The sequence below is a fragment of the Rhizobium sp. BK181 genome (assembly GCF_014193305.1).
Taxonomy (GTDB): domain Bacteria; phylum Pseudomonadota; class Alphaproteobacteria; order Rhizobiales; family Rhizobiaceae; genus Rhizobium.
In genome coordinates, this window is record NZ_JACHZA010000015.1 from 46,827 (window position 1) to 67,818 (window position 20,992).

Genomic DNA, 20,992 nt, shown 5'->3' on the forward strand with positions numbered 1-20,992 from the left:
AACCGGCACTGCCGAAAAACATAACAAATTTCGGCGGCCTTGTCCCACCCTCCCTTGACATCGCAGCCAAGCTTTCTCAAATCCGGCGATCATGAAAGCTTCAGACGCCGAAATTCTCATCATCCCCGGTTACACGAACTCCGGTCCCGACCACTGGCAAAGCCGCTGGGAGGCCAAGCTCAGTACGGCTCGTCGCGTCGAACAGGCGGAATGGTCGAAGCCGGTCCGCGACGATTGGGTTCGCCGCATCGCCGAAGAAGTCAATGCCGCGACGCAGCCGGTGGTTCTCGTAGCGCATTCGCTCGGCATCCCGTCGGCTATCCATGCCATTCCGCATTTTCGCAACAAGGTTGCCGGGGCATTTTTCGTCGCACCGCCCGACGTCGCGAATCCGGCCATACGGCCAAAGCATCTGATGACGTTCGGCCCGTACCCGCGCGATCCCCTTCCGTTTCCCACTCTTACGATCGCCAGTCGCAACGATCCCTTCGGCAGTTACGAGCATGCTGATGATATCGCTGCAAGCTGGGGATCACTCCTCATCGACGCCGGGGAAGCCGGCCACATCAACAGCGAGTCCGGTCACGGTCCTTGGCCGGAAGGCACCATGGTGTTTGCGCAGTTTCTCAGCCGCTTGAAGCCATAGCCTAGCCGCCCTGCCGGGGTAGCATCAATGAGATCGGCAGCGGCGCGAGGACACGCGTCGCGGAAACAAGCACCATGGCGGCTGATTGTCGGCTAATCGCCCTCGCCGCGAATGAAGAGAACGCCCGCCAGGCCCACGAGAACGATGCATTGCAGTATGAACATCGGCCATTCTGGAGACATGTCACTTCCTCCCCCCGATCCGGGCGATATAGGGTGCCGCCGGGCAAGTGTAGGCAGACTTTGGAAAAATTAGCCGCGTCCCAGGAGCCGCGCGATGAAGGCGCAACTAAGCCTTTGTTTTCACATTATTATTATTTTGGCGACATTAAGGGCTGTTTAATTCAATAAATGCAAAATATATACACGCTAAAAGAGCGAGTATGCAGTTTGAAGCAAGCAACTCCCGATAAACGGGCCAAATCTAAAACCAAGGTCAAAGCTGCAGCGTTTGACGGCAGCATGGCGCCGCAGAATGGTGCTGAACTCTCGGAGCGCGAGAGCCGCTGGAACTACGCTCTTGTGGGATCGGGCCTCGGCGTCTGGGATCACAATCTTCGTCTTGGCAAGCGCTATTATTCCGACACGTGGAAAGTCATGCGCGGCATGGCGCCCGATGAGGAAGCCGACGGCGACTATGATGCGTGGATCGAGCTCATCCACCCGGACGATCGGGAATTCGTCGTAAAGGCTATCGATCGTCAGAATGCCGGCGACCCGGATTATCAGATTTTCGAATATCGCGAGAGGCATAGAGACGGCCATTGGATCTGGATTGAGTGCCGTGGCGCCTGTGTTGAATGGGACGAAAACGGTGCCCCTGCCCGGCTCGTCGGCACCGATACGGACATCACCGAGCGCAAGGAGGCGGAAGAGCGGCTCGCGCACGTGTCGCGGCGCCTCGATCTCGCCCTCGATATCTCCAACATCGGCGTCTTCGAGGCGGACATCGAAAACGGCACAGTCGATTGGGACGACCGCCTTCTGGCGATCTACGGCATTGCAGACACGTCACCGGCGAACACCGGCAACGCTTGGGAGGCTTCGCTGCATCCCGACGACCGGGAGCGCGTGCTGGCAACGATCAATGACAGCGTCGCGAACAACACGGATTTCGAGCACGAGTTCCGCATCATCAGGCAGGACGGTATCGAGCGCGTCATTCGCGCAAAGGCTGCTTTCTTTCTTGACAGCGACGGACGTCGCAAGCTGATCGGTGCGAATTGGGATGTCACTGCCGAAGTGCGGCTTAATAACGAGTTGCAGCGCGCCAAGGATCTCGCGGAAGCCCGCAACAAGGAACTCGAAAGCGCCAAGGAGAACATCGAGCATCTGGCTCTGCATGACTATCTCACCGAGCTACCCAATCGCCGATATCTGGACCGGATGCTGGACGAACGTTCGACCGAATGTCGCCGCACGGGGCTGACGCTCGCAATCCTCCACATCGATCTCGATCGCTTCAAGCAGATCAACGATACGCTTGGCCACCGCGCCGGCGATGCGATGTTGAAGCATGCCGCGCAGGTATTGAAGAGAAATGTCCGTTCCACCGATTTCGTCGCTCGTATTGGCGGCGACGAATTCGTCGTCCTCTGCACGCTGGACGTCACCCCAAAGAAAATCTCCAATCTCGCTGAGCGCATCATTCGCGAACTCTGCAAGCCTATACGTTACGAGGGTCACGATTGCCGTTTCGGCGCAAGCGTCGGCATTGCGACGGATAGCGGCCCGGCACTCGACGCCAAGCAGCTTCTGCTGAATGCGGATATTGCCCTCTACCGCGCCAAGAGCGGCGGCCGCAACCGGCACGAATTCTTCTCGACCGATGAGCGGCGACGCATCATCGCCAGCAAGCGCTTGGCGGATGAAATCCTGTTGGGCCTGGAACGCGGCGAGTTTGTTCCGTTTTACCAGTTGCAGTTCCATGCCCGAACGCTCGAAGTTGCTGGCGTCGAGACCCTGGCGCGCTGGCAGCATCGGGAACACGGTTTGCTGGCACCCGATCGCTTCCTCGCGATCGCCGAGGATCTGGATGTTGTCTCGACGATCGACGGCCTTATCCTCGAGCAGGCGCTGGCTGATCGCAAGCGATGGGCGGATGAGGGCCTCCGCATCCCCAAGATCGCAGTCAACGTCTCGTCACGTCGCCTCGCAGATCCGAACCTCGCGAAGAAGCTTCGTGGCCTGAAGATCGAACCTCGGACGATTTCATTTGAACTGCTGGAATCGATCTCGCTGGACGACTGCGACGATGCTGTGATCGCCAACCTCCGGCACCTGCGCCGGCTCGGCATCGATATCGAGATCGATGACTTCGGCACGGGCCACGCGTCGATCGTCAGCCTTTTGAAGCTGAGCCCCAAGACCTTGAAGATCGACCGCGAACTGATCCGCATGCTGCCGCATTCGGCAGAGCAGCGAAAACTGGTCCGTTCGATCATCGATATCGGCCGCTCGCTGAATATTCTGGTCACCGCCGAGGGCGTCGAGACGATGGATCACGTCCGCATTCTCTACGACCTCGGCTGCGATATGCTTCAGGGGTATGCGCTGGCCCGTCCGATGCCCGCGATGCAGATAGCGCCTTTCGTACGAGCCGCGTCCTGGCGGGGCGTGGAAGGCCCTGCCAGGGGCCTCCAGCAGGATCTGCGCAAGTCGGTCAACGGCTCCGGCCAAAGATAAAGGTCTGCATGACTGCCTCGATGGGGGCGGCTCACATTCCGTTGATCGCAAAAAACCTGTAAACTCCTTCGCAGAAAGTCTTCGATTCTCTTAGCGGCACTCCGGCAATCCGGATTCCGGGGAAGGAGTGACAGGCGGATTGTGAAACCCTCGCTTTTCCTTTAAGGGGACGCCACGAGATCGATCCACTCGCGCTATCCCAAGAGCGCCAACGATAGAGAACAATTGCAATGAACCGTCGCCGCCGTATTTACGAGGGCAAGGCAAAGATTCTGTATGAGGGCCCGGAGCCGGGCACGCTGATCCAGTTCTTCAAAGACGATGCCACCGCCTTCAACAAGAAAAAGCACGAAGTCATCGATGGCAAGGGCGTCCTGAACAACCGCATTTCGGAATACATCTTCAGCCATCTGAACAAGATCGGGATTCCGACGCACTTTATTCGCCGTCTCAACATGCGCGAGCAGTTGATCCGCGAAGTGGAAATGATCCCGCTTGAGATCGTCGTCCGCAACGTTGCCGCGGGCTCGCTGTCGAAGCGCCTCGGCATCGAAGAAGGCGTAGTGCTGCCGCGCTCGATCATCGAGTTTTACTACAAGTCCGACGCGCTCGACGATCCAATGGTCTCCGAAGAGCACATTACGGCATTTGGCTGGGCCAACCCCGCCGAGCTCGATGACATTATGGCGCTCGCCATCCGCGTCAACGACTTCATGACCGGTCTCTTTCTCGGCGTCGGCATCCAGCTTGTCGATTTCAAGATCGAATGCGGCCGCCTGTATGAAGGCGACATGATGCGCATTATCCTGGCCGACGAGATCTCGCCGGATTCCTGCCGTCTTTGGGATATCGATACCCGCGAAAAGATGGACAAGGACCGCTTCCGCCGCGACATGGGTGGACTTCTCGAAGCCTATTCGGAAGTTGCGCGCCGCCTCGGCATCATCAACGAGAACGAACCTGTGCGCGGCACCGGTCCAGTGCTCGTGAAGTAAGACTTTCAGGCTAAGCAAAGACAGGGACGATAAAGTGATCAAGGCTCGTGTAACCGTCACGCTGAAGAACGGCGTTCTCGATCCGCAGGGCAAGGCAATCGAGGGCGCCCTTGGCGCACTCGGCTTCGATGGTGTGGGCCATGTTCGTCAGGGCAAGGTTTTTGACGTCGAACTCGAAGGCGCTGACAAGGCGAAAGCGGAGAGTGACCTCAAGGCAATGTGTGAAAAACTCCTCGCAAATACGGTGATCGAGAACTATAATATTTCCGTCGACTAACCTAGTCGTGGAGCGCACTCGATGGCTGAATTGACGCAAGAGCTCGTGCTTGAGTTGTTGACGAAAATGCACGAGCACATCGATACGCTGGATGCATCACTCGACGAAATCCGGAGCGAAATGCACTGCATGCGCGACACGATGACCTCGATGCAGCAGGAAATACATAGTATTTACGGCGTCCTCGGCCGGCATGAAGGCCGGCTGGAGCGAATTGAAAAGCGTCTCGTCCTTCGAGAACTTGCAGAAGCACAAACAAGGTTTTAGTCGCACTCATGAAATCAGCCGTCGTTCAACTTCCGGGTCTCAATCGCGATCGCGACATGATCGCTGCACTGACGAAAATCTCTGGTCACGCGCCGGCGACCATCTGGCAAACGGAGACGGACATTCCAGACGTCGACCTGATCGTCATCCCTGGCGGCTTTTCCTATGGCGACTACCTCCGTTGCGGTGCCATCGCGGCGCGCATGCCGGTCATGCAGGCAATCATCGAAAAGGCAAACAAGGGTGTCAAGGTTCTCGGCGTCTGCAACGGCTTCCAGATCCTTCTCGAGGCCGGTCTGCTTCCCGGCGCGCTGATGCGTAATGCCTCCCTCAAGTTCGTCTGCCGTGAGATCAAGCTCGAAGTTGTCAACGCAGACACCGATTTCACCCGCGCCTATTCCAAGGGCCAGATCATTCGTAGCCCAGTCGCCCATCATGACGGCAACTACTTCGCCGATGCCGAGACCCTGGCGAGGATCGAAGGCAGCGGCCAGGTCGTTTTCCGCTATGCGGAAGGCACCAATCCGAACGGCTCCATCAACGATATTGCCGCTGTCATGAACGACAAAGGCAACATCCTCGGCATGATGCCGCACCCGGAAAACCTCATCGAAGCAGCACATGGCGGTTCCGACGGCCGTGGCCTGTTCGCTTCTGCTCTCGAGGTAATCGCTGCTTAACCTTCGGCACGTAAGAGGCCATTCATCCGGTCCATTGGAGCAAGTTGATGCGCCCTCGCCTTACGACGACACGTGTTTTCGCGATTGCCGCAACCGCGGCGCTGGTTGCGTCCTGCCAATCGAATACGCCGGCGAAGGGTCCTGACCGCAGCGCGCTGTCTACCATGGAGCGCGTTGCTCTTGGGGCGAACTCCTGCTGGTTCAAATCCGGCGATGCGGCCTTCGCCGCATACAGGCTGGCGCCGGAATTGAATTCCTTTTCCGGCCGCCCTCGCATTCTTGTCGTGCACAAGGGAAGCCCCGAGAGCCGCCCGTTGCTCGTCGTTCAAGCGGAAGGTAATCCCTCAAAGCTCGACGCCTTTGGTCCGATGATGCAAAGCGCCACCGGACCGCGCATTGTCAACGATGTCACCCGCTGGGCCTCGGGCAACAAGGCCTGCGGCTGATCAGTCCCAAAAGAACGACTTGCCGGCTTCCTTACGCGCGTCCGCACGCGTGACGCCAATATCTAACAGCGCGTCATCCGTCAGATCGAGCAGAGCCCTACGGCTCTGCCGTTTCTCATGTCGATATAAGAGCCATCGCCATGCGGATTGAAGCACTGCCCGGCCGAAGGGCAACTCTCGCGAAACACGGTATTGAATCGATTGCACCCCGGAAGGTAGAGATGCAATCCGGGTGTCGCTTTCTGGAACGACAGACATATCATTCTCCAAATGAATTGTATCTGTCGTGGAGATAATGTTGACGCATGGAGGGTGACAATATAGATAATTGTCATGATGACAAATTGGCTCCCAGATGTTTCGCGCGGCTCAGGCCCGGTTTACCTCCGGATCGCGGACAGCATTGAATCAGCCATAGCCAGTGGCACCTTGGCTGCTGGCAGCAAATTGCCGCCGCAACGGAACCTCGCCTATGATATCGGCGTAACAATTGGGACAATCGGCCGAGCCTATGCGCTCGTGCACGAGCGCGGCCTCGTCGCCGGAGAAGTCGGCCGCGGGACTTACGTGCTCGATCGCGCCGAGACAGCACCCGGGAATCAACCGGACCCGCTGACGGTTGCGCTCGGCGGAACACGCCCGATCGATGCGCCCGCCGGTAAGATACGGTTCGACACCACGGCCGCGCCGGATCTTGGCCAGGGCAAGATTATCGGCAGTGTTCTTGCCGCGATCGGCGAGGAGCAGCTCTCCGAGATTTCGTCCTATTCGCGTGTGTTTCCCAAGAACTGGTACGCGGCCGGCCGGCGTTGGCTCGCCAGAAACGATTGGATGCCGGAAACGGAAAACATCGTCCCTACCCTTGGAGCCCACGCGGCTGCTGTCGCCGTCATCTCAGCCGTGTCGTCGCCCGGTGACAAGATCGTCTTCGAAGAGTTGAGCTATACGCAGGTGAGCCGCAGCGCACGTATTCTCGGCCGCCGTACGATCACCGTCGAGTCCGACGAAAATGGCGTGATTCCTGATGACTTCGAGCGCCTGTGCCTTCAGCAGCACCCAAAGCTCGCATTCCTCATGCCGACCGCGCACAATCCCACCCTCGCGACGATGCCGCACGAGCGCCGGGCACGCGTCGCCGAGATAGCGCGCCGCCACGGTGTCTGGCTAATCGAAGACGATCTCTACGGTGGTATGACCGGCGACGAAAACCCCTTGCTTGCGTCGCTCGCACCCGATCGCACGTTCCTGATCAGTGGCCTTTCGAAATCGGTGGCTGCCGGCGTGCGGGGCGGCTGGGTCGCCTGCCCGCCGCATTTTGCTCAGCGGATCAAGGTGACACACAAGATGATCACCGGCGGACTGCCATTCATTCTGGCCGAGGCTTGCGCGCGTCTCGTCGAGAGCGGTCAGGCACACGAAATCCGTAAGGCCAGCACGGTGGAACTCGCCATCCGTGAGCGTCTCGCACGGGAGCAGTTGCAAGGATACGACTTCGTATCACATCCGCATGTCCCCTTCCTGTGGCTGAAGCTGCCGGATCCCTGGCTGTCGGGAACGTTCAAGAACGCTGCTTACGGAGAGGGCGTGCTGATTGACGACGAGGACGAATTCAAGGCTGCGCGAGCTGAGAAAGTCTATCATCGCGTTCGAGTAGGCTTCTCCTCGCCCCGAGACCGCGACGATTTGGTTGCGGGCCTCACGACATTGCGACGCCTGCTAGAAAGCGGCGGCGCGGGTTATGACGGTGAGATCTGAGTCTGCGCTAGATTAGCCGCACATCCGAAGTAAAAGGCCCAAGCCCCTTTCATACTCGCTTTATCAAGCCCCGATCGATGCTACGAATTCAGACAGACCCTGACGCGAGTCGGATGAGGGAATCTGAATGGCAATCGAATTTCCAACGGCATGACGCGCGCCGGTATTCAGGTCGGCTACAAGTTCTAAGCTACCATGATAGTTACCATTCGGTGCCCCCTGTCTGTTAACAGCGGGCATTTTCCTGTCGCGCGTTCCATCCAGTTAGGCTAAAGACACCGCAATCGCGCAACGGCAGGGACTTCCGAGAGCTCATGACCATTTCCAATACCCGCCCGATCACCTCCGAACTGATTGCCGCCCATGGCCTGAAGCCAGACGAGTATCAGCGGATATTGGACCTGATCGGCCGCGAACCGACCTTCACGGAGCTCGGCATCTTTTCGGCGATGTGGAACGAGCACTGCTCTTATAAATCCTCCAAGAAGTGGTTGCGCACCCTGCCGACCAAAGGCCCGCGCGTCATCCAGGGGCCCGGCGAGAATGCCGGTGTGGTCGATATCGATGATGGCGACTGCGTTGTCTTCAAGATGGAGAGCCACAACCACCCCTCCTACATTGAGCCGTATCAGGGCGCGGCAACCGGCGTCGGCGGCATTCTGCGCGACGTCTTCACCATGGGTGCACGCCCGATCGCTGCAATGAATGCGCTGCGCTTCGGCGAGCCGGACCATCCGAAGACTCGTCACCTCGTCTCCGGTGTCGTCTCGGGTGTCGGCGGTTATGGTAATTCCTTCGGTGTGCCCACGGTCGGCGGCGAAGTCGAATTCGACGCCCGCTACAACGGCAACATCCTGGTCAACGCCTTCGCGGCTGGCCTCGCAAAGTCGAACGCGATCTTCCTGTCGGAAGCCAAGGGCGTCGGCCTGCCGGTCGTCTATCTCGGCGCAAAGACGGGCCGCGATGGCGTCGGCGGGGCGACAATGGCTTCGGCCGAATTCGACGAGTCGATCGAGGAAAAGCGCCCGACCGTCCAGGTCGGTGACCCCTTTACCGAAAAGTGCCTGCTCGAAGCCTGCCTCGAACTGATGCAGACTGGCGCCGTTATTGCCATCCAGGACATGGGTGCTGCGGGCCTCACCTGCTCGGCCGTCGAAATGGGCGCCAAGGGCGATCTGGGTATTCTCCTTGATCTCGATACCGTGCCGGTGCGTGAAGAGCAGATGACGGCCTATGAAATGATGCTATCGGAAAGCCAGGAGCGCATGCTCATGGTTCTGGAACCGGAAAAGGAAGCCGTCGCGAAGGCGATCTTCGTCAAGTGGGGCCTCGATTTCGCGATCGTCGGCAAGACGACCGACGACCTTCGTTTCCGCGTGGTTCATCAGGGCGAGGAAGTTGCAAACCTGCCGATCAAGGATCTCGGCGACCAGGCGCCTGAGTATGATCGTCCGTGGCGCGAGTCGGATAAGCGCGCGCCCCTCCCCGCAAATCTCGTGGCCGAACCGGCAGACTACGGTCAGGCGCTGTTGCAGCTTGTCGGTTCTCCGAATCAATCAAGCCGCCGCTGGGTCTACGAACAGTACGACACCCTGATCCAGGGCAATTCGCTCCAACTTCCGGGTGGCGATGCCGGCGTCGTTCGCGTCGAGAACCATCCGACCAAAGCCCTCGCGTTCTCCTCTGACGTCACACCGCGCTATGTCGAGGCCGATCCTTTTGAAGGCGGCAAACAGGCAGTCGCAGAGTGCTGGCGCAATATCACCGCCACAGGGGCAGAGCCGTTGGCGGCCACCGACAACCTGAACTTCGGCAATCCTGAAAAGCCGGAAATCATGGGCCAGTTCGTCCTGGCAGTAAAAGGCATCGGCGAAGCCTGCCGCGTCCTCGATTTCCCGATCGTGTCGGGTAACGTCTCGCTCTATAACGAAACCAATGGCGTTGCGATCTTGCCGACCCCGACGATCGCCGGCGTCGGTCTTCTGCCTGACTGGAAGAAGATGGCGCGTATCGGCAGCGCCTCCAATGGCGACAAGGTCATCATGATCGGAACGGACGGCAGCCATCTCGGCTCGTCGGCCTATCTGCGGGATATCGTTGGCACCATTGAAGGCCCGGCCCCTGAAGTCGATCTCTTTGCGGAGCGCCGCAATGGCGACTTCGTACGCTCGGTCATCCGTAATGGCCAGGCAACCGCCTGCCACGACATCTCTTCCGGCGGCCTCGTCCTTGCTCTCGCCGAAATGGCGATGGCGTCAGGCAAGGGCCTCAAGATTAGCCTCAATGAATGCAGGGGTGCACCACACGCGTTGCTGTTCGGCGAGGATCAGGCCCGCTATGTCCTGACCGTCCCGGCGGACGTTGCGAGCTTCGTCTGCGCAAATTCCGAAGGTGCGGGTGTCCCGTTCCGCCGCCTCGGCACGGTTGAAGGCGACAAGCTCGTGGTCGACGATCTGCTGTCGCTGCCGATTCAGCAATTGCGCGACGCCCATGAATCATGGTTCCCTGATTACATGGAAGGCCATGGCACACTCGCTGCCACGGAATAATGCGCAAGGAGTAACGATCATGCCTATGAAACCCGGTGATATCGAAGACATGATCAAAGCCGGCATCCCCGGCGCCAGGGTGACCATCCGAGATCTCGCTGGTGACGGCGACCATTATGCTGCCGAGGTCGTCGCCGAAGCATTTCGCGGCAAGAGCCGCGTGCAGCAGCACCAGATGGTCTACGAGGCTCTTAAGGGTAACATGGGCGGCATATTGCACGCCCTGGCCCTGCAGACATCGGCGCCTGATTGATATCGAACGAAAAATGCCCGGTTAGAAGCCGGGCATTTTGCTGTAGCCGGCCTTGGCAAGCACGAGTGCCGAGCGTGGGCCGGCCGTCAGCAGCGTGAAATCAAACGGCGCCCGCAGATCCGACCCCAGGACATACTGTCGGTGCACGCGCAGAAAGTCCTTCTTGATCTTGCGGTAATGTTCGACCGTCAGCATTTGCTTGACGCGGATGAACACCATCTTGGCAGGGCGTAGATCGCGATGTCCGCAAACGGCCACGACCGGCACCTTGTAGAAGTGAATTGCATCCGTCAGGCACTGGACGTCGAGCCAGCAGACGTTTTCGCATCGCGCGATCAGGCCCACGCGTGAGCGCAGCAATTTCGCCGGACGCAACAGCGCACATTGCAGAAGCGCCGACCCGAGCGTTGCGAACACCACTCTCTTATCGCTGAAGACATCTGGTTGTTCCTCGAGAAGGCGCCCGATCACATGCGCGGCAACGCTCGAACCCATGCTGTGAGACGAGATCACGTATTCATCCGCCGATTCCGACAAAGCGGCACGCGCTGCCACAGCACAGCGATCGAGCCATTCATTGAATTCCGAATGGCTCATGCGAGCGAGCGCTACCGCCATGCGCCAGTCCGCGAAGAGATGCAATGTGTAGAAGCGCTCGGCAAAGGGCAGGAACGCGAAGACGAAGAAGCACGACGCCAACCCCACGCTCCAGAAGAGATGAGGGGCCGGCAATTCCATTCCAACCGGGATGACGGCGATCGTTGCGCTGAGCGAGAATCCGAGGATCATCATCAGAAACGGGAAGATGAAGAACAGTCCAAATCGCCATGCATACTTGAAATAGCCGGCCATCCCGCCGTAACCGATGACCTGCAGAGCGGCCCAAAAGCCCGCGAGAATTTGCCACGCCCGGCTGCCGGCTCCAAGCCGCTCCACCAGAGCATTGTGATCAAAGACATGAATATGGCTGTTGGTTTCCCAACCATCCGCAATCGACGTCACCTTGAAACTTGTCGAATCCGACATGCATTTGGGCTCGCCGATGGTAACTCCACAGTCCCAAACCGCGGCACTTTGCTTTGCCGATCGTTCGTAGCGTGCTCTGTGAGCACGCCCGTCAAGTGGCTCGAACCCCGGAAAATGGAGAACCACCCTCTTCGAAATCAATGTCATTATTTTCTTTCGTTGCCGCGCACGCGGCCGATAAATTGCTGCGACGCATTCCGCGACAATTGTGGCGAAATCCGGGTAAGTTACCCCGAGACCGATTGCGCCGAATGCCTTCTCGCGCCGGTTCAGCAACTGGCGTAACGCAAGCGCAACAATCCGCCTCCCGCAAACCGATAGGGTGCTCTTTTTTTGCCGGCGCCTGCTGGAATTCCGGCGATCACATGCTATCTAAGCTTAACGATTGAAACGGCGGGCCTTTAACTCGCCTGTGGAAAGGATTAGGTCCCTATGAGCGGTATCAACGAATTCATCGACAACGAGATCAAGAGCAACGACGTCGTCCTCTTCATGAAGGGCACGCCGCAGTTTCCGCAGTGTGGTTTCTCCGGCCAGGTCGTGCAGATTCTCGATTACATCGGCGTCGATTACAAGGGCATCAACGTGCTCGCTGACTCCGAAATCCGCCAGGGCATCAAGGATTATTCCAACTGGCCGACGATCCCACAGCTTTACGTAAAGGGCGAGTTCGTCGGCGGCTGCGACATCGTCCGGGAAATGTTCCAGGCCGGTGAGTTGCAGCAGCACCTGCAGGAACACGGCGTCACCGTTCGCGGCGCCGCCTGACCTGCCCGGTCACCGGACGCTTCGCCCGGTTTCCAAATCTGTATTTTGAGTCCGAGGCGCTGTGCTGAACAGCGCCTTGGCCTGTTTTTGGGAATTTCATTGTGACAGATTCATCACAAGCCGTGCACGCGGGCCGATTGCCCATGGGCAAAGGGGAGTTCATTGCGCTCGCAGCCTTCCTTATGGCGATCAATTCGCTCGCGATCGACATCATGCTTCCGGCGCTGCAGCAGATCGGTGCAAGCCTCGGCGTTGAGAGTGAAAATCACCGTCAGTTTGTCGTTTCTGCGTATCTCCTCGGCTTCGGTTCGGCGCAACTGTTCTACGGGCCCCTCTCCGACCGCTTTGGCCGCCGCCTGCCGCTTTTGATCGGTCTTGCGATTTATATCTGTTCCGCCCTTGGGATCGCACTGGTGCCGACTTTCACCGGCCTCCTCGTGCTTCGCTTCATCCAGGGTATTGGTTCCGCAGCTACACGCGTCATCACCATCTCCATCGTGCGAGACGTCTACGGCGGTCGCCAGATGGCAGAGGTCATGTCGCTGATCATGATGGTCTTCATGATCGTCCCCGTCATCGCGCCGGGGAGCGGTCAGATCATCATGTTTTTCGGCAGTTGGCACCTGATCTTCGTGTTTATCGCGGTGATGGCGGCGTTGATTTCGGGTTGGGCCTACATGCGCCTTCCCGAGACATTGCATCCTTCGAACGTGCGGCCGTTCACGGCGCGCTCCGTCATCGGCGGCTTCAAGCTTGTTCTCACGAACCGCATCGCGCTCTGCTACACGATCGCTACCACCTTCATCTTCGGATCGCTGTTCGGGTTCATCAATTCCGCCCAGCAGATCTACGTGGGGATCTATGATCTCGGCGCCTACTTTCCGCTCGCTTTCGCCGGTGTCGCCGTCTTCATGTCGCTGTCGTCGTTCCTCAACTCGCGGCTCGTCGGCAAGTTCGGGATGCGGCGCCTGTCGCATGGTGCACTGACCGGCTTCATCGCCGTCAACACCATTTGGCTCGCAGCGCTCCTCCTCGGGCCGCACCCGATGCCATTCTTCCTCTTTATCAGTTTCTTCGGCCTGGCGATGTTCCAGTTCGGCTGGATCGGCTCGAACTTCAATTCGCTTGCCATGGAACCGCTTGGTCATGTTGCGGGAACGGCCTCGTCCGTGCTGGGCTTCATGAGCACCGTCGGCGGCGCTCTGATCGGCGCCGGCATCGGACAGGCTTTCAACGGCACCGCACTGCCGATGGTCGCAGGCTATTTCACCGTCTCGATCATCGGTCTGATCTTCGTTTTGATCGCAGAAAAAGGGCGCCTCTTTCAACCGCATAATCCCGCGGTCTGAATGGGTCGCCCGTCCCGTATTTCAGGATTTCCATTATGACGCCACCACATAAACCTCATGTTGAGAATCAAGGCTCCCGCCGAATAGGCATGGGCTTCGTCGAATTTGTCATCACCATCGCCATCATGACCGCCAGTGTCGCGATGGCGATCGACAGCATGTTGCCGGCCCTGCCCGCAATCGGCCATTCGCTCGGCGTCGCCAACGCCAACGATGCGCAGCTGGTCATCGGCGTCTTCTTCCTGGGCTTCGGCGTCTCGCAGATCATTTTCGGCAGCCTGTCTGACACCTTCGGACGCCGAAACATCCTGCTTGGCGGCCTCGCCGTTTATGTGCTCGCCATGTTCGCTGCTGCCGCCACCGGCAGCTTCGAAATGCTGCTGATCATGCGCTTCGTCCAGGGCCTCGGCGGCGCAGCTGTCCGCATCACCACCATGGCGATCGTTCGCGACTGCTTCGGCGGCCGCGAGATGGCGCGGGTCATGTCCTACGTGATGATCGTCTTCATGATCGTTCCGATCGTGGCGCCCTCCGTCGGTCAGCTGATCATCACCTATGCCAACTGGCACTGGATCTTCATCCTGCTTGGTCTCGTTGGTGGGATCCTGTTTGTCTGGGCATCACTGCGCTTGAAGGAATCGCTTCCGAAGGAAGAGCGCATTCCGCTATCGGTCGGCTCCGTTCTCGATGGCTTCAAGACCGTTCTGACGAATAAGATCACGTGCGGCTACATGATCGGCCTGACGATGTTCACGGCTGTCATCAGCGCCTACGTCATTTCGGTCCAGCAGGTTTTCGGTGAAGTCTACGGCCTTGGCGATTGGCTGCCGATTGCCTTTGCGGCAACGGCTGGCGGCATCGCGGTCGCAAACTTCGCCAACGGCTTCTTCGTGCGTAAGTTCGGCATGCGGCGTATCTCGCATGTCGCCATGATCGTCTTCACCATTGTTTCGGCAATCGGCTACGTCAAAGCGCTGGGCGGACGGCCCGATTTCGCCTTCGCCTATGCGCTGTTTACGATCCTGCTGATGATGTTCGCAGTCATCGCGACCAACTTCACAGCGATCAGCCTGGAGCCGATGGGTAACCTCGCGGGCACAGCAACCGCCATCACCGGCTTCGTGTCGACGACGTTCGGCGCGATCCTCGGCGGCACGGTTGGCCAGCTCTTCAACGGCACTGTCCAGCCGCTCTTCGGTGGCTTTGCCGTGTTCGGTGCGATCAGTATCGCGGCGACGCTCTGGGCGGAAGGCGGCAAGCTCTTCACGCATCCGGGCGACAGCCCGCAACTCGATGCGGGCGGCGGTCATTTCTAACGCGTAGAGCGTTCCTTATCGCCCGCGACACGTCGTTGCGGGCGCAATTCTTTCAGGAGTTAGCGCCACACAAGAGCAACCGACAGAGCCAGCGCAAACGCCATGGCGATATTGAAGAACCTCGCCGCGCGTGAGGTCCGCAGAACCTGGGCCACGAGAGCACCCAGGACGAGCCAAAGGAACCCAGCCGGAAACGCGGCTGCTGCAAACAGCACACCCATCCACATAGCGCCGCTAGTCTGAGCCTGCTGCGAGGATACAAGGAAGGTGCTACCTGCGCTCAGCGCGACCAGCCAGCCTTTCGGGTTCAGCCATTGGAATAGAAAAGCCTGCCGAAATCCGACCGCCCGCCTCTGTCCATTCGCTTCGACCGTACCGGCATTGGCGATCTTCCAAGCCAGCCACAGCAGAAACAGAGATCCCGCCATCTTCAACGCTATTACGATGGCCGGTGCGGCGGCGACAATTTCTCCGACGCCAAAAGCACTTAGAACGATCATCACGCCCATGCCCAGCGATGCGCCGAGCGGACAGCCGATGCCTCTCAAGGTGCCGACAGCGGCACCGGTGGACAGGATCATGGTGTTGCTGGGTCCCGGCGTAACGGCCGCGATAAACGCAAACAGCAAGAAAGCCAGCGCCTGCGCGATATCCATCATTCCCTCCTCGTCATTGCAAAAGCGAGAGGATATCTACGATAGGCGTGCCTATCCGTATTGTACGTCTGTGCGCACGGCGTTCTGTTGGGAGCGCGAATATCGCACCCACGAAGCGCAAGTTAGTGGTGGCAGTCCGCGTGAGGCGGCCGCCTCGACATCAGATGGTGAAGACTTCACGCCGCAGATTGTCCCAGCTGTCCTGGTCAGGCGCAATCAGCAAGCCGCCGCTGGTGTGATGCGGGAGGTAGGGCGAACCGTCGAAACGGGCCGCATGGGCGCCGGCCTCGATGCTGATAAGTGTGCCCGCAAGATGATCCCAGGGCATCAGCTTGTTATACATCAGGTAGTGCACGTGCCCGCCAGCAAAGGCGCGGTATTCGTGAGCGGCACAGCGATAGTTGGCAAGAAATCGAACCTTGGCCAAATTCGCAAGGATTTCACTGCGCTTCGGCTTCGGCAGAAAGCCGGTAGATGCCATGCCGACCATGTCCTCCAGCGCGACAGGCGCCGCAACGGAGAGCCGTTCTGCCTCCCCGTCAGGACGTCGAAGCCATGCGCCGCCGCCTGTCTCCGCAATCACCCAATCGTCACCCATCGGGTCGTAGATGATGCCAGCAACGGTTTCACCCTTGAACACCACGGAGGCCATGACACCGAAAGCCGGAATCCCGGACGCGAAATTGAACGTACCATCCACCGGATCAACGACGATGGCAAAGTCCGCTCCCTCGAGCCTCCCAAGCAGGTCAGGATCCGCAGCGACCGACTCTTCCCCGATGAACACCGCATCTGGCCAAAGCGCGCCGGCTTCCGCTTTGATCATCCGCTCCGCGTGCAGGTCGGCTTCCGTCACCAGGTCCGTCGCCTCGCTCTTGGCCCGGACGTCATCGCCCCCAAGTCGACGGAACCGGGGCAATATCTCTGCCTTCGCCGCCCGCCTCAGGAGATCGGCAAGCGTCGTTACATCTATCGTGGAACTCATGGACTTTCCTTCTTTTGGCGTGAGGGCCGACTATTCGCTTTTCGGCGCGGTCTCTCCAGCCATCAGACCGGCGAAATCGAAAAGCTTTGGATCAAGCAGATGCGATGGGTTCACATGCGAAAGTGCCCTCAGCATCGTGTCCTTGCGGCCGGGCATGCGCCGCTCGATATCGGCGAGCATGTCCTTCATCGCATTGCGCTGCAGCCCGTCCTGGGAGCCGCAGAGATCGCAGGGAATGATCGGAAACTGCATCGCAGCCGCAAACTTCGCCATGTCGTCTTCCGCGCAATAGGCGAGCGGGCGCAGTACCATCAGGTTGCCCTCGTCATTGAGCAGCTTCGCCGGCATCGAGGCGAGCCGCCCGCCGTGGAAGAAGTTCATGAAGAAGGTTTCGAGAATGTCCTCGCGGTGGTGACCAAGCACCAATGCGTCGCACCCCTCCTCCCTGGCAATTCGGTAAAGATTGCCGCGGCGCAGGCGCGAACAGAGCGAGCAATAGGTCGCCCCCTCCGGAACCTTCTCCTTCACGATCGAATAGGTATCTCGATATTCGATGCGATGCTTGACCCCTACCTTGGTAAGATACTCAGGCAAGATATGCTTGGGGAAGTTCGGCTGGCCCTGGTCGAGATTGCAGGCGATCAGTTCCACCGGCAGAAGACCGCGCCACTGCAGGTCGAGGAGAAGGGCGAGCAACCCGTAGGAATCCTTGCCGCCGGAGACACCGATCAGCCAACGCTTCTGCCCCTTCAGCATGGCAAAATCGTCGAATGCCTGCCTGACGTTTCGCAGCAGCCGCTTGCGCAGCTTATTGAACGATACCGAGTTCGGAGCTTCGGCAAAGAGCGCGTGCGCGATCGCGCCGTCCGCGTTCGGCGTTTCAAGCTCATCGGCAATGTTGGCTGCGATGTTCATTCTCTCTTCCAATCAGTCACTGCCTCCGCCTTAGCAGAAAGCGCCAAGACAACCCAGCATCAATCCCCGAAAACCGACCAGCCCGTGCGTGCGGCCAGCATCTCGAGCGCGACGGCACCGAGCTGCGAGTTGCCGACCTTGTTCAGGCCCGGTGACCACGCAGCGATGGACGCGATGCCGGGGGCCACAGCAAAGATACCGCCGCCGACGCCGCTCTTTCCGGGAAGGCCGACGTGGTAGGCGAAGTCGCCGGAACCATCGTAGTGGCCGCATGTCAGCATCAGCGCATTGATGCGCCGGGCCCGCTTCGGCGATACAACCGAATGGCCGGTCATCGGGTTGCTGCCACGTGCGGCAAGGAAGAGCCCTGCCTTCGCCAGTTGCTCGCAAGTCATCGATAGAGCGCACTGGTGGAAATAGACGCCAAGCACGTAATCGACGGGATGATCGAGGTTGCGATAGGAACGCATGAAATTGGCGAGCGCCGCATTGCGGTAGCCCGTCTGCGTCTCTGACTTTGCAACGCGATCATCGATGCTGATCGACTCATCATCCGCCAGATAGCGGACGAACCGCAGCAACTCGCCGATCGCCTCGCGCGGCGCATGGCCGGCCATGACGACATCTGTCACCGCAATTGCACCGGCGTTGATGAAGGGATTGCGCGGAATGCCCTGCTCGTGCTCGAGCTGGACGATCGAATTGAACGCCGAGCCCGAAGGCTCACGGCCGACGCGCTTCCACAAGCCCTCGCCGACCTTGCCGAGCGCAAGCGTCAGCATGAAAACCTTTGAAATGCTCTGGATGGAGAACGGCACGTCTGCATTGCCGACGTTATAGACCTTGCCGTCCACGGTCATCACGCTCAAGCCGAACTGGTTCGGGTCCACCTTGGCAAGCTCTGGAATATAGTCCGCAACTTTGCCTTCGCCGATACGGGGCGCCAGTTCCTTATGGATGCTGTCGAGAACTGCCTGCAAGTCCGTCATCGTATCTCCCCAGATAACAAAAAAGCCGCCCCAAGAGGCGGCTTTTCCGTAAGCGAAAACGCCTCGCGATTAACGCGAATAGAATTCGACCACCAGATGCGGCTCCATGACGACCGGATAAGGTACGTCGCCGAGCGCCGGAACACGAGCAAAGGTCGCAACCATCTTGTTATGGTCGACTTCGATGTAGTCCGGAACATCGCGTTCAGCCAGGGAAATCGATTCCAGAACGGAAACGAGCTGCTTCGACTTCTGACGAACTTCGATGACATCGCCAGCCTTGCAACGGTAGGAACCGATGTTGACGCGGACGCCGTTCACAGTCACGTGGCCGTGGTTCACGAACTGGCGGGCAGCGAAAACGGTCGGAACGAACTTGGCGCGATAGACGATCGCGTCCAGCCGGCACTCCAGAAGACCGATCAGGTTTTCAGAGGTATCGCCCTTGCGGCGGGAGGCTTCAGCGAAGATTGCACGGAACTGCTTCTCGCGCAGGTCACCGTAGTAACCCTTGAGCTTCTGCTTGGCGCGCAGCTGCACACCGAAGTCCGAAAGCTTGCCCTTGCGGCGCTGACCATGCTGGCCCGGGCCGTATTCGCGGCGGTTCACCGGGGACTTCGGACGGCCCCAGATGTTTTCGCCCATACGGCGGTCAATCTTGTACTTGGACGATTCGCGCTTGCTCATCGTATTTCCTTTCAGAGTGTTACGGCGGTTTGTTGCCAAACCGCTCGAAGGAAACACGCCCTCCTTTGATCTTCTTTCGAGGATCCGACAGGATCATCCCATTACGCGAACAGGACAAATCCACGGGACATGTCAAATGAAACACCGGACATCTCTGCCCGGTGCTGCGCGGTCTTTAGGGCGAAGTCGCTGGAATGTCAATCACAATTCCACGCCCTCGCCCCTCAATAACCCCGATGTGCCAGGCTTGGGAGCTTACTTGGCGCTCGCCGTTTCGGTCTTCAGGCCGAGTGCGTCGCTGATCGTATAGAACAGATCCGTCTGGTCCGTCAGGCCGGTGACATTGGCGGCACGCGGTCCAAAGGCAGCGATACGCAGCTGCGAGCCGGTGTGACCCTGATCGTCAGCGTCGTCGGAGTTGCCGTAGCTCACGGCCATGACAGCGCCGTCCTTCGTCATCAGCGCTTCCGTCAGGCCCGGAGCCTTCGTATCGGCATCGACGATCTGGCTGGCGTGCGCATGGTCGGCGGTGACGATAACGAGCGTGTCGCCGGCTTCCTGAGCGAACTTCAGCGCTTCCTGAACGGCTTCGTCGAGATCGACGGTTTCGCCGATCTGTCCGCACGGATTGGCGGCATGATCCTGCTTGTCGATCGAGGCGCCTTCGACCTGCAGGAAGAAGCCCTTCTCATTTGTCCGAAGCAACTCGATCGCCTTCGACGTCATCTGTGCCAACGTCGGGGTCGCCGCCGTGCGCTTCTCGTTCGGCTTGCAGACGACAGGCTCCTTCTCGACATTGCCGTAGTGGCTGGCCTTCGGACCTTCCCAGCGAACAGGCATGTTGCCCTCGGCAAACAGACCGAGCACTGGCGCGCTGTCATTCGCCTGCTTGACCGCCTGAAGCTCGTCGAGATTCGAGACGATCTTGTAACCACGCTCCTCGGCCTGCTGACGCAACGTCTTGTCCTTCCATTCGCCGGCCTTTGCGGTGTCGGCGAAGCTCTTGGCGCCACCGCCGAGCGTCACGTCGGCTCGGGCATTCAGCAGCTGCTCGCTGATCGAACCCTTGCCACCGTTTTCAAGCGCGTTCGTGGGGCACTTCTCGGTCGTGGATGCAGGGCTGTAGCACTTGCGCTGCGTCACATGCGCGATCTGGACCGCGGGTGTGGCGTCCTGCAGTTCGGCGGTCGAGACGTTCCCGGTGCCGATGCCGGCAGCCTTTGCCTTCTCGAGCAGGGTTTCGTGCGCCTTCTCGTGAATGTCGACGCCGATTGCGCCGTTATAGGACTTAACACCGGTCGCCCAGGCGGTGCCCGAGGCAGCGGAGTCGGTGACGTAGGTCGGCTTGCCCGTCTTCTTGTCGAGCGAATAATGCGTGTACTGGCCGGTGACCGGCAGCGCGTCAATGCCCTTGAAATACTGGCCGGCGCCAACAGCATAGTTGCGTGCGATGGTGATTTCGGAATCGCCCATGCCGTCACCGATCAGCAGGATGACGTTCTTCGGGCGTGTGTCGCTGAGCGCCGCGCGATAGGCTTCGGTAATATCGCCGGAAAGGCGGCGTGCACCACCAGGAGCACTCAGATCGGCGCTTGCCGCGCGCTGCAGAAGCTTGTTCGCTGCGTCGTCGGCATAGCCTGGCTGGATGGCGACGGTTGCAAGCAGGCCGCCGACGACAAGGCGCAGCAGCTGGTGACGAACGTTGTTTCTCATGATCGAGATCTCCTTTTGATAATCCGCATCGACCAC

21 protein-coding genes are annotated in these 20,992 nt (G+C 59.3%); 13 read left to right on the forward strand and 8 right to left on the reverse strand.

Translation table 11 applies throughout. The annotated features are described in order from the left end of the window. Nucleotides 1-91: 91 nt before the first annotated feature. The 7 genes from FHT77_RS24605 to FHT77_RS24635 all read left to right on the forward strand — a co-directional run bounded on the left by FHT77_RS24605 (nt 92) and on the right by FHT77_RS24635 (nt 5,995). Nucleotides 92-646 carry an alpha/beta hydrolase gene (locus tag FHT77_RS24605; protein ID WP_183757448.1) on the forward strand — a complete coding sequence of 185 codons (555 nt, stop codon included), beginning with the start codon at nt 92-94 and terminating at the stop codon, nt 644-646. 389 nt (nt 647-1,035) lie between these two features. Beyond that, a complete protein-coding gene (locus FHT77_RS24610) occupies nt 1,036-3,330 on the forward strand; it encodes an EAL domain-containing protein (protein WP_183757449.1) in 2,295 nt (764 codons plus the stop codon). 230 nt (nt 3,331-3,560) lie between these two features. Next, nucleotides 3,561-4,325 carry a phosphoribosylaminoimidazolesuccinocarboxamide synthase gene (gene purC, locus FHT77_RS24615; protein WP_007532892.1) on the forward strand — a complete coding sequence of 255 codons (765 nt, stop codon included), beginning with the start codon at nt 3,561-3,563 and terminating at the stop codon, nt 4,323-4,325. A gap of 34 nt (nt 4,326-4,359) precedes the next feature. Further along, on the forward strand, nt 4,360-4,602 hold the full coding sequence (gene purS / locus FHT77_RS24620; RefSeq protein WP_007789552.1) for a phosphoribosylformylglycinamidine synthase subunit PurS: 243 nt from the start codon (nt 4,360-4,362) through the stop codon (nt 4,600-4,602). A 21-nt stretch (nt 4,603-4,623) separates the two neighbouring features. Beyond that, a complete protein-coding gene (locus FHT77_RS24625) occupies nt 4,624-4,869 on the forward strand; it encodes a hypothetical protein (RefSeq protein WP_183757450.1) in 246 nt (81 codons plus the stop codon). An 8-nt stretch (nt 4,870-4,877) separates the two neighbouring features. Then, complete coding sequence (gene purQ / locus FHT77_RS24630; protein ID WP_183757451.1) at nt 4,878-5,549, forward strand: phosphoribosylformylglycinamidine synthase subunit PurQ; 672 nt, start codon at nt 4,878-4,880, stop codon at nt 5,547-5,549. Nucleotides 5,550-5,596: 47 nt separating this feature from the next. Beyond that, nucleotides 5,597-5,995 (forward strand): hypothetical protein, encoded by a 399-nt coding sequence (locus FHT77_RS24635; RefSeq protein WP_183757452.1) that lies wholly within the window; start codon nt 5,597-5,599, stop codon nt 5,993-5,995. On the opposite strand, the gene FHT77_RS24640 is transcribed toward FHT77_RS24635, so the two are convergent. Further along, nucleotides 5,996-6,253: a DUF1127 domain-containing protein gene (locus tag FHT77_RS24640; protein WP_183757453.1), complete on the reverse strand. Its 258-nt coding sequence runs from the start codon at nt 6,251-6,253 to the stop codon at nt 5,996-5,998. It abuts the gene before it with no gap. Nucleotides 6,254-6,331: 78 nt separating this feature from the next. Here FHT77_RS24640 and FHT77_RS24645 point away from each other — a divergent pair, with 78 nt between their 5' ends. The 3 genes from FHT77_RS24645 to FHT77_RS24655 all read left to right on the forward strand — a co-directional run bounded on the left by FHT77_RS24645 (nt 6,332) and on the right by FHT77_RS24655 (nt 10,552). After that, on the forward strand, nt 6,332-7,750 hold the full coding sequence (locus tag FHT77_RS24645; protein WP_183757511.1) for a PLP-dependent aminotransferase family protein: 1,419 nt from the start codon (nt 6,332-6,334) through the stop codon (nt 7,748-7,750). Nucleotides 7,751-8,064: 314 nt separating this feature from the next. Next, complete coding sequence (purL, locus tag FHT77_RS24650) at nt 8,065-10,299, forward strand: phosphoribosylformylglycinamidine synthase subunit PurL (RefSeq protein ID WP_183757454.1); 2,235 nt, start codon at nt 8,065-8,067, stop codon at nt 10,297-10,299. A gap of 19 nt (nt 10,300-10,318) precedes the next feature. Then, nucleotides 10,319-10,552: a BolA/IbaG family iron-sulfur metabolism protein gene (locus tag FHT77_RS24655; RefSeq protein ID WP_183757455.1), complete on the forward strand. Its 234-nt coding sequence runs from the start codon at nt 10,319-10,321 to the stop codon at nt 10,550-10,552. A 21-nt stretch (nt 10,553-10,573) separates the two neighbouring features. Here FHT77_RS24655 and FHT77_RS24660 read toward each other — a convergent pair whose 3' ends face one another. Further along, entirely contained in the window at nt 10,574-11,725 is a 1,152-nt protein-coding gene (locus tag FHT77_RS24660; protein ID WP_183757456.1) for a hypothetical protein, read from the reverse strand. A gap of 285 nt (nt 11,726-12,010) precedes the next feature. Here FHT77_RS24660 and grxD point away from each other — a divergent pair, with 285 nt between their 5' ends. From grxD to FHT77_RS24675, 3 genes are all read left to right on the forward strand, one after another. Further along, complete coding sequence (gene grxD, locus FHT77_RS24665; protein ID WP_016554134.1) at nt 12,011-12,346, forward strand: Grx4 family monothiol glutaredoxin; 336 nt, start codon at nt 12,011-12,013, stop codon at nt 12,344-12,346. Between the two features lie 143 nt (nt 12,347-12,489). After that, a complete protein-coding gene (locus tag FHT77_RS24670; protein ID WP_183757512.1) occupies nt 12,490-13,695 on the forward strand; it encodes a multidrug effflux MFS transporter in 1,206 nt (401 codons plus the stop codon). Nucleotides 13,696-13,730: 35 nt separating this feature from the next. Next, complete coding sequence (locus FHT77_RS24675) at nt 13,731-15,011, forward strand: multidrug effflux MFS transporter (protein ID WP_183757457.1); 1,281 nt, start codon at nt 13,731-13,733, stop codon at nt 15,009-15,011. Between the two features lie 59 nt (nt 15,012-15,070). Here the strand turns inward: FHT77_RS24675 and FHT77_RS24680 are convergent, their stop codons facing one another. From FHT77_RS24680 to phoA, 6 genes are all read right to left on the reverse strand, one after another. Next, a complete protein-coding gene (locus FHT77_RS24680) occupies nt 15,071-15,670 on the reverse strand; it encodes a LysE family translocator (protein WP_246720158.1) in 600 nt (199 codons plus the stop codon). A gap of 157 nt (nt 15,671-15,827) precedes the next feature. Beyond that, a complete protein-coding gene (locus FHT77_RS24685) occupies nt 15,828-16,652 on the reverse strand; it encodes an inositol monophosphatase family protein (protein WP_183757459.1) in 825 nt (274 codons plus the stop codon). A gap of 30 nt (nt 16,653-16,682) precedes the next feature. Next, nucleotides 16,683-17,567: a tRNA 2-thiocytidine(32) synthetase TtcA gene (gene ttcA, locus FHT77_RS24690; protein WP_183757460.1), complete on the reverse strand. Its 885-nt coding sequence runs from the start codon at nt 17,565-17,567 to the stop codon at nt 16,683-16,685. 59 nt (nt 17,568-17,626) lie between these two features. Further along, complete coding sequence (locus FHT77_RS24695; RefSeq protein WP_183757461.1) at nt 17,627-18,556, reverse strand: glutaminase; 930 nt, start codon at nt 18,554-18,556, stop codon at nt 17,627-17,629. A 69-nt stretch (nt 18,557-18,625) separates the two neighbouring features. Then, a complete protein-coding gene (gene rpsD / locus FHT77_RS24700) occupies nt 18,626-19,243 on the reverse strand; it encodes a 30S ribosomal protein S4 (protein WP_183757462.1) in 618 nt (205 codons plus the stop codon). 255 nt (nt 19,244-19,498) lie between these two features. Then, on the reverse strand, nt 19,499-20,956 hold the full coding sequence (gene phoA / locus FHT77_RS24705) for an alkaline phosphatase (RefSeq protein ID WP_183757463.1): 1,458 nt from the start codon (nt 20,954-20,956) through the stop codon (nt 19,499-19,501). Nucleotides 20,957-20,992: the final 36 nt, after the last annotated feature.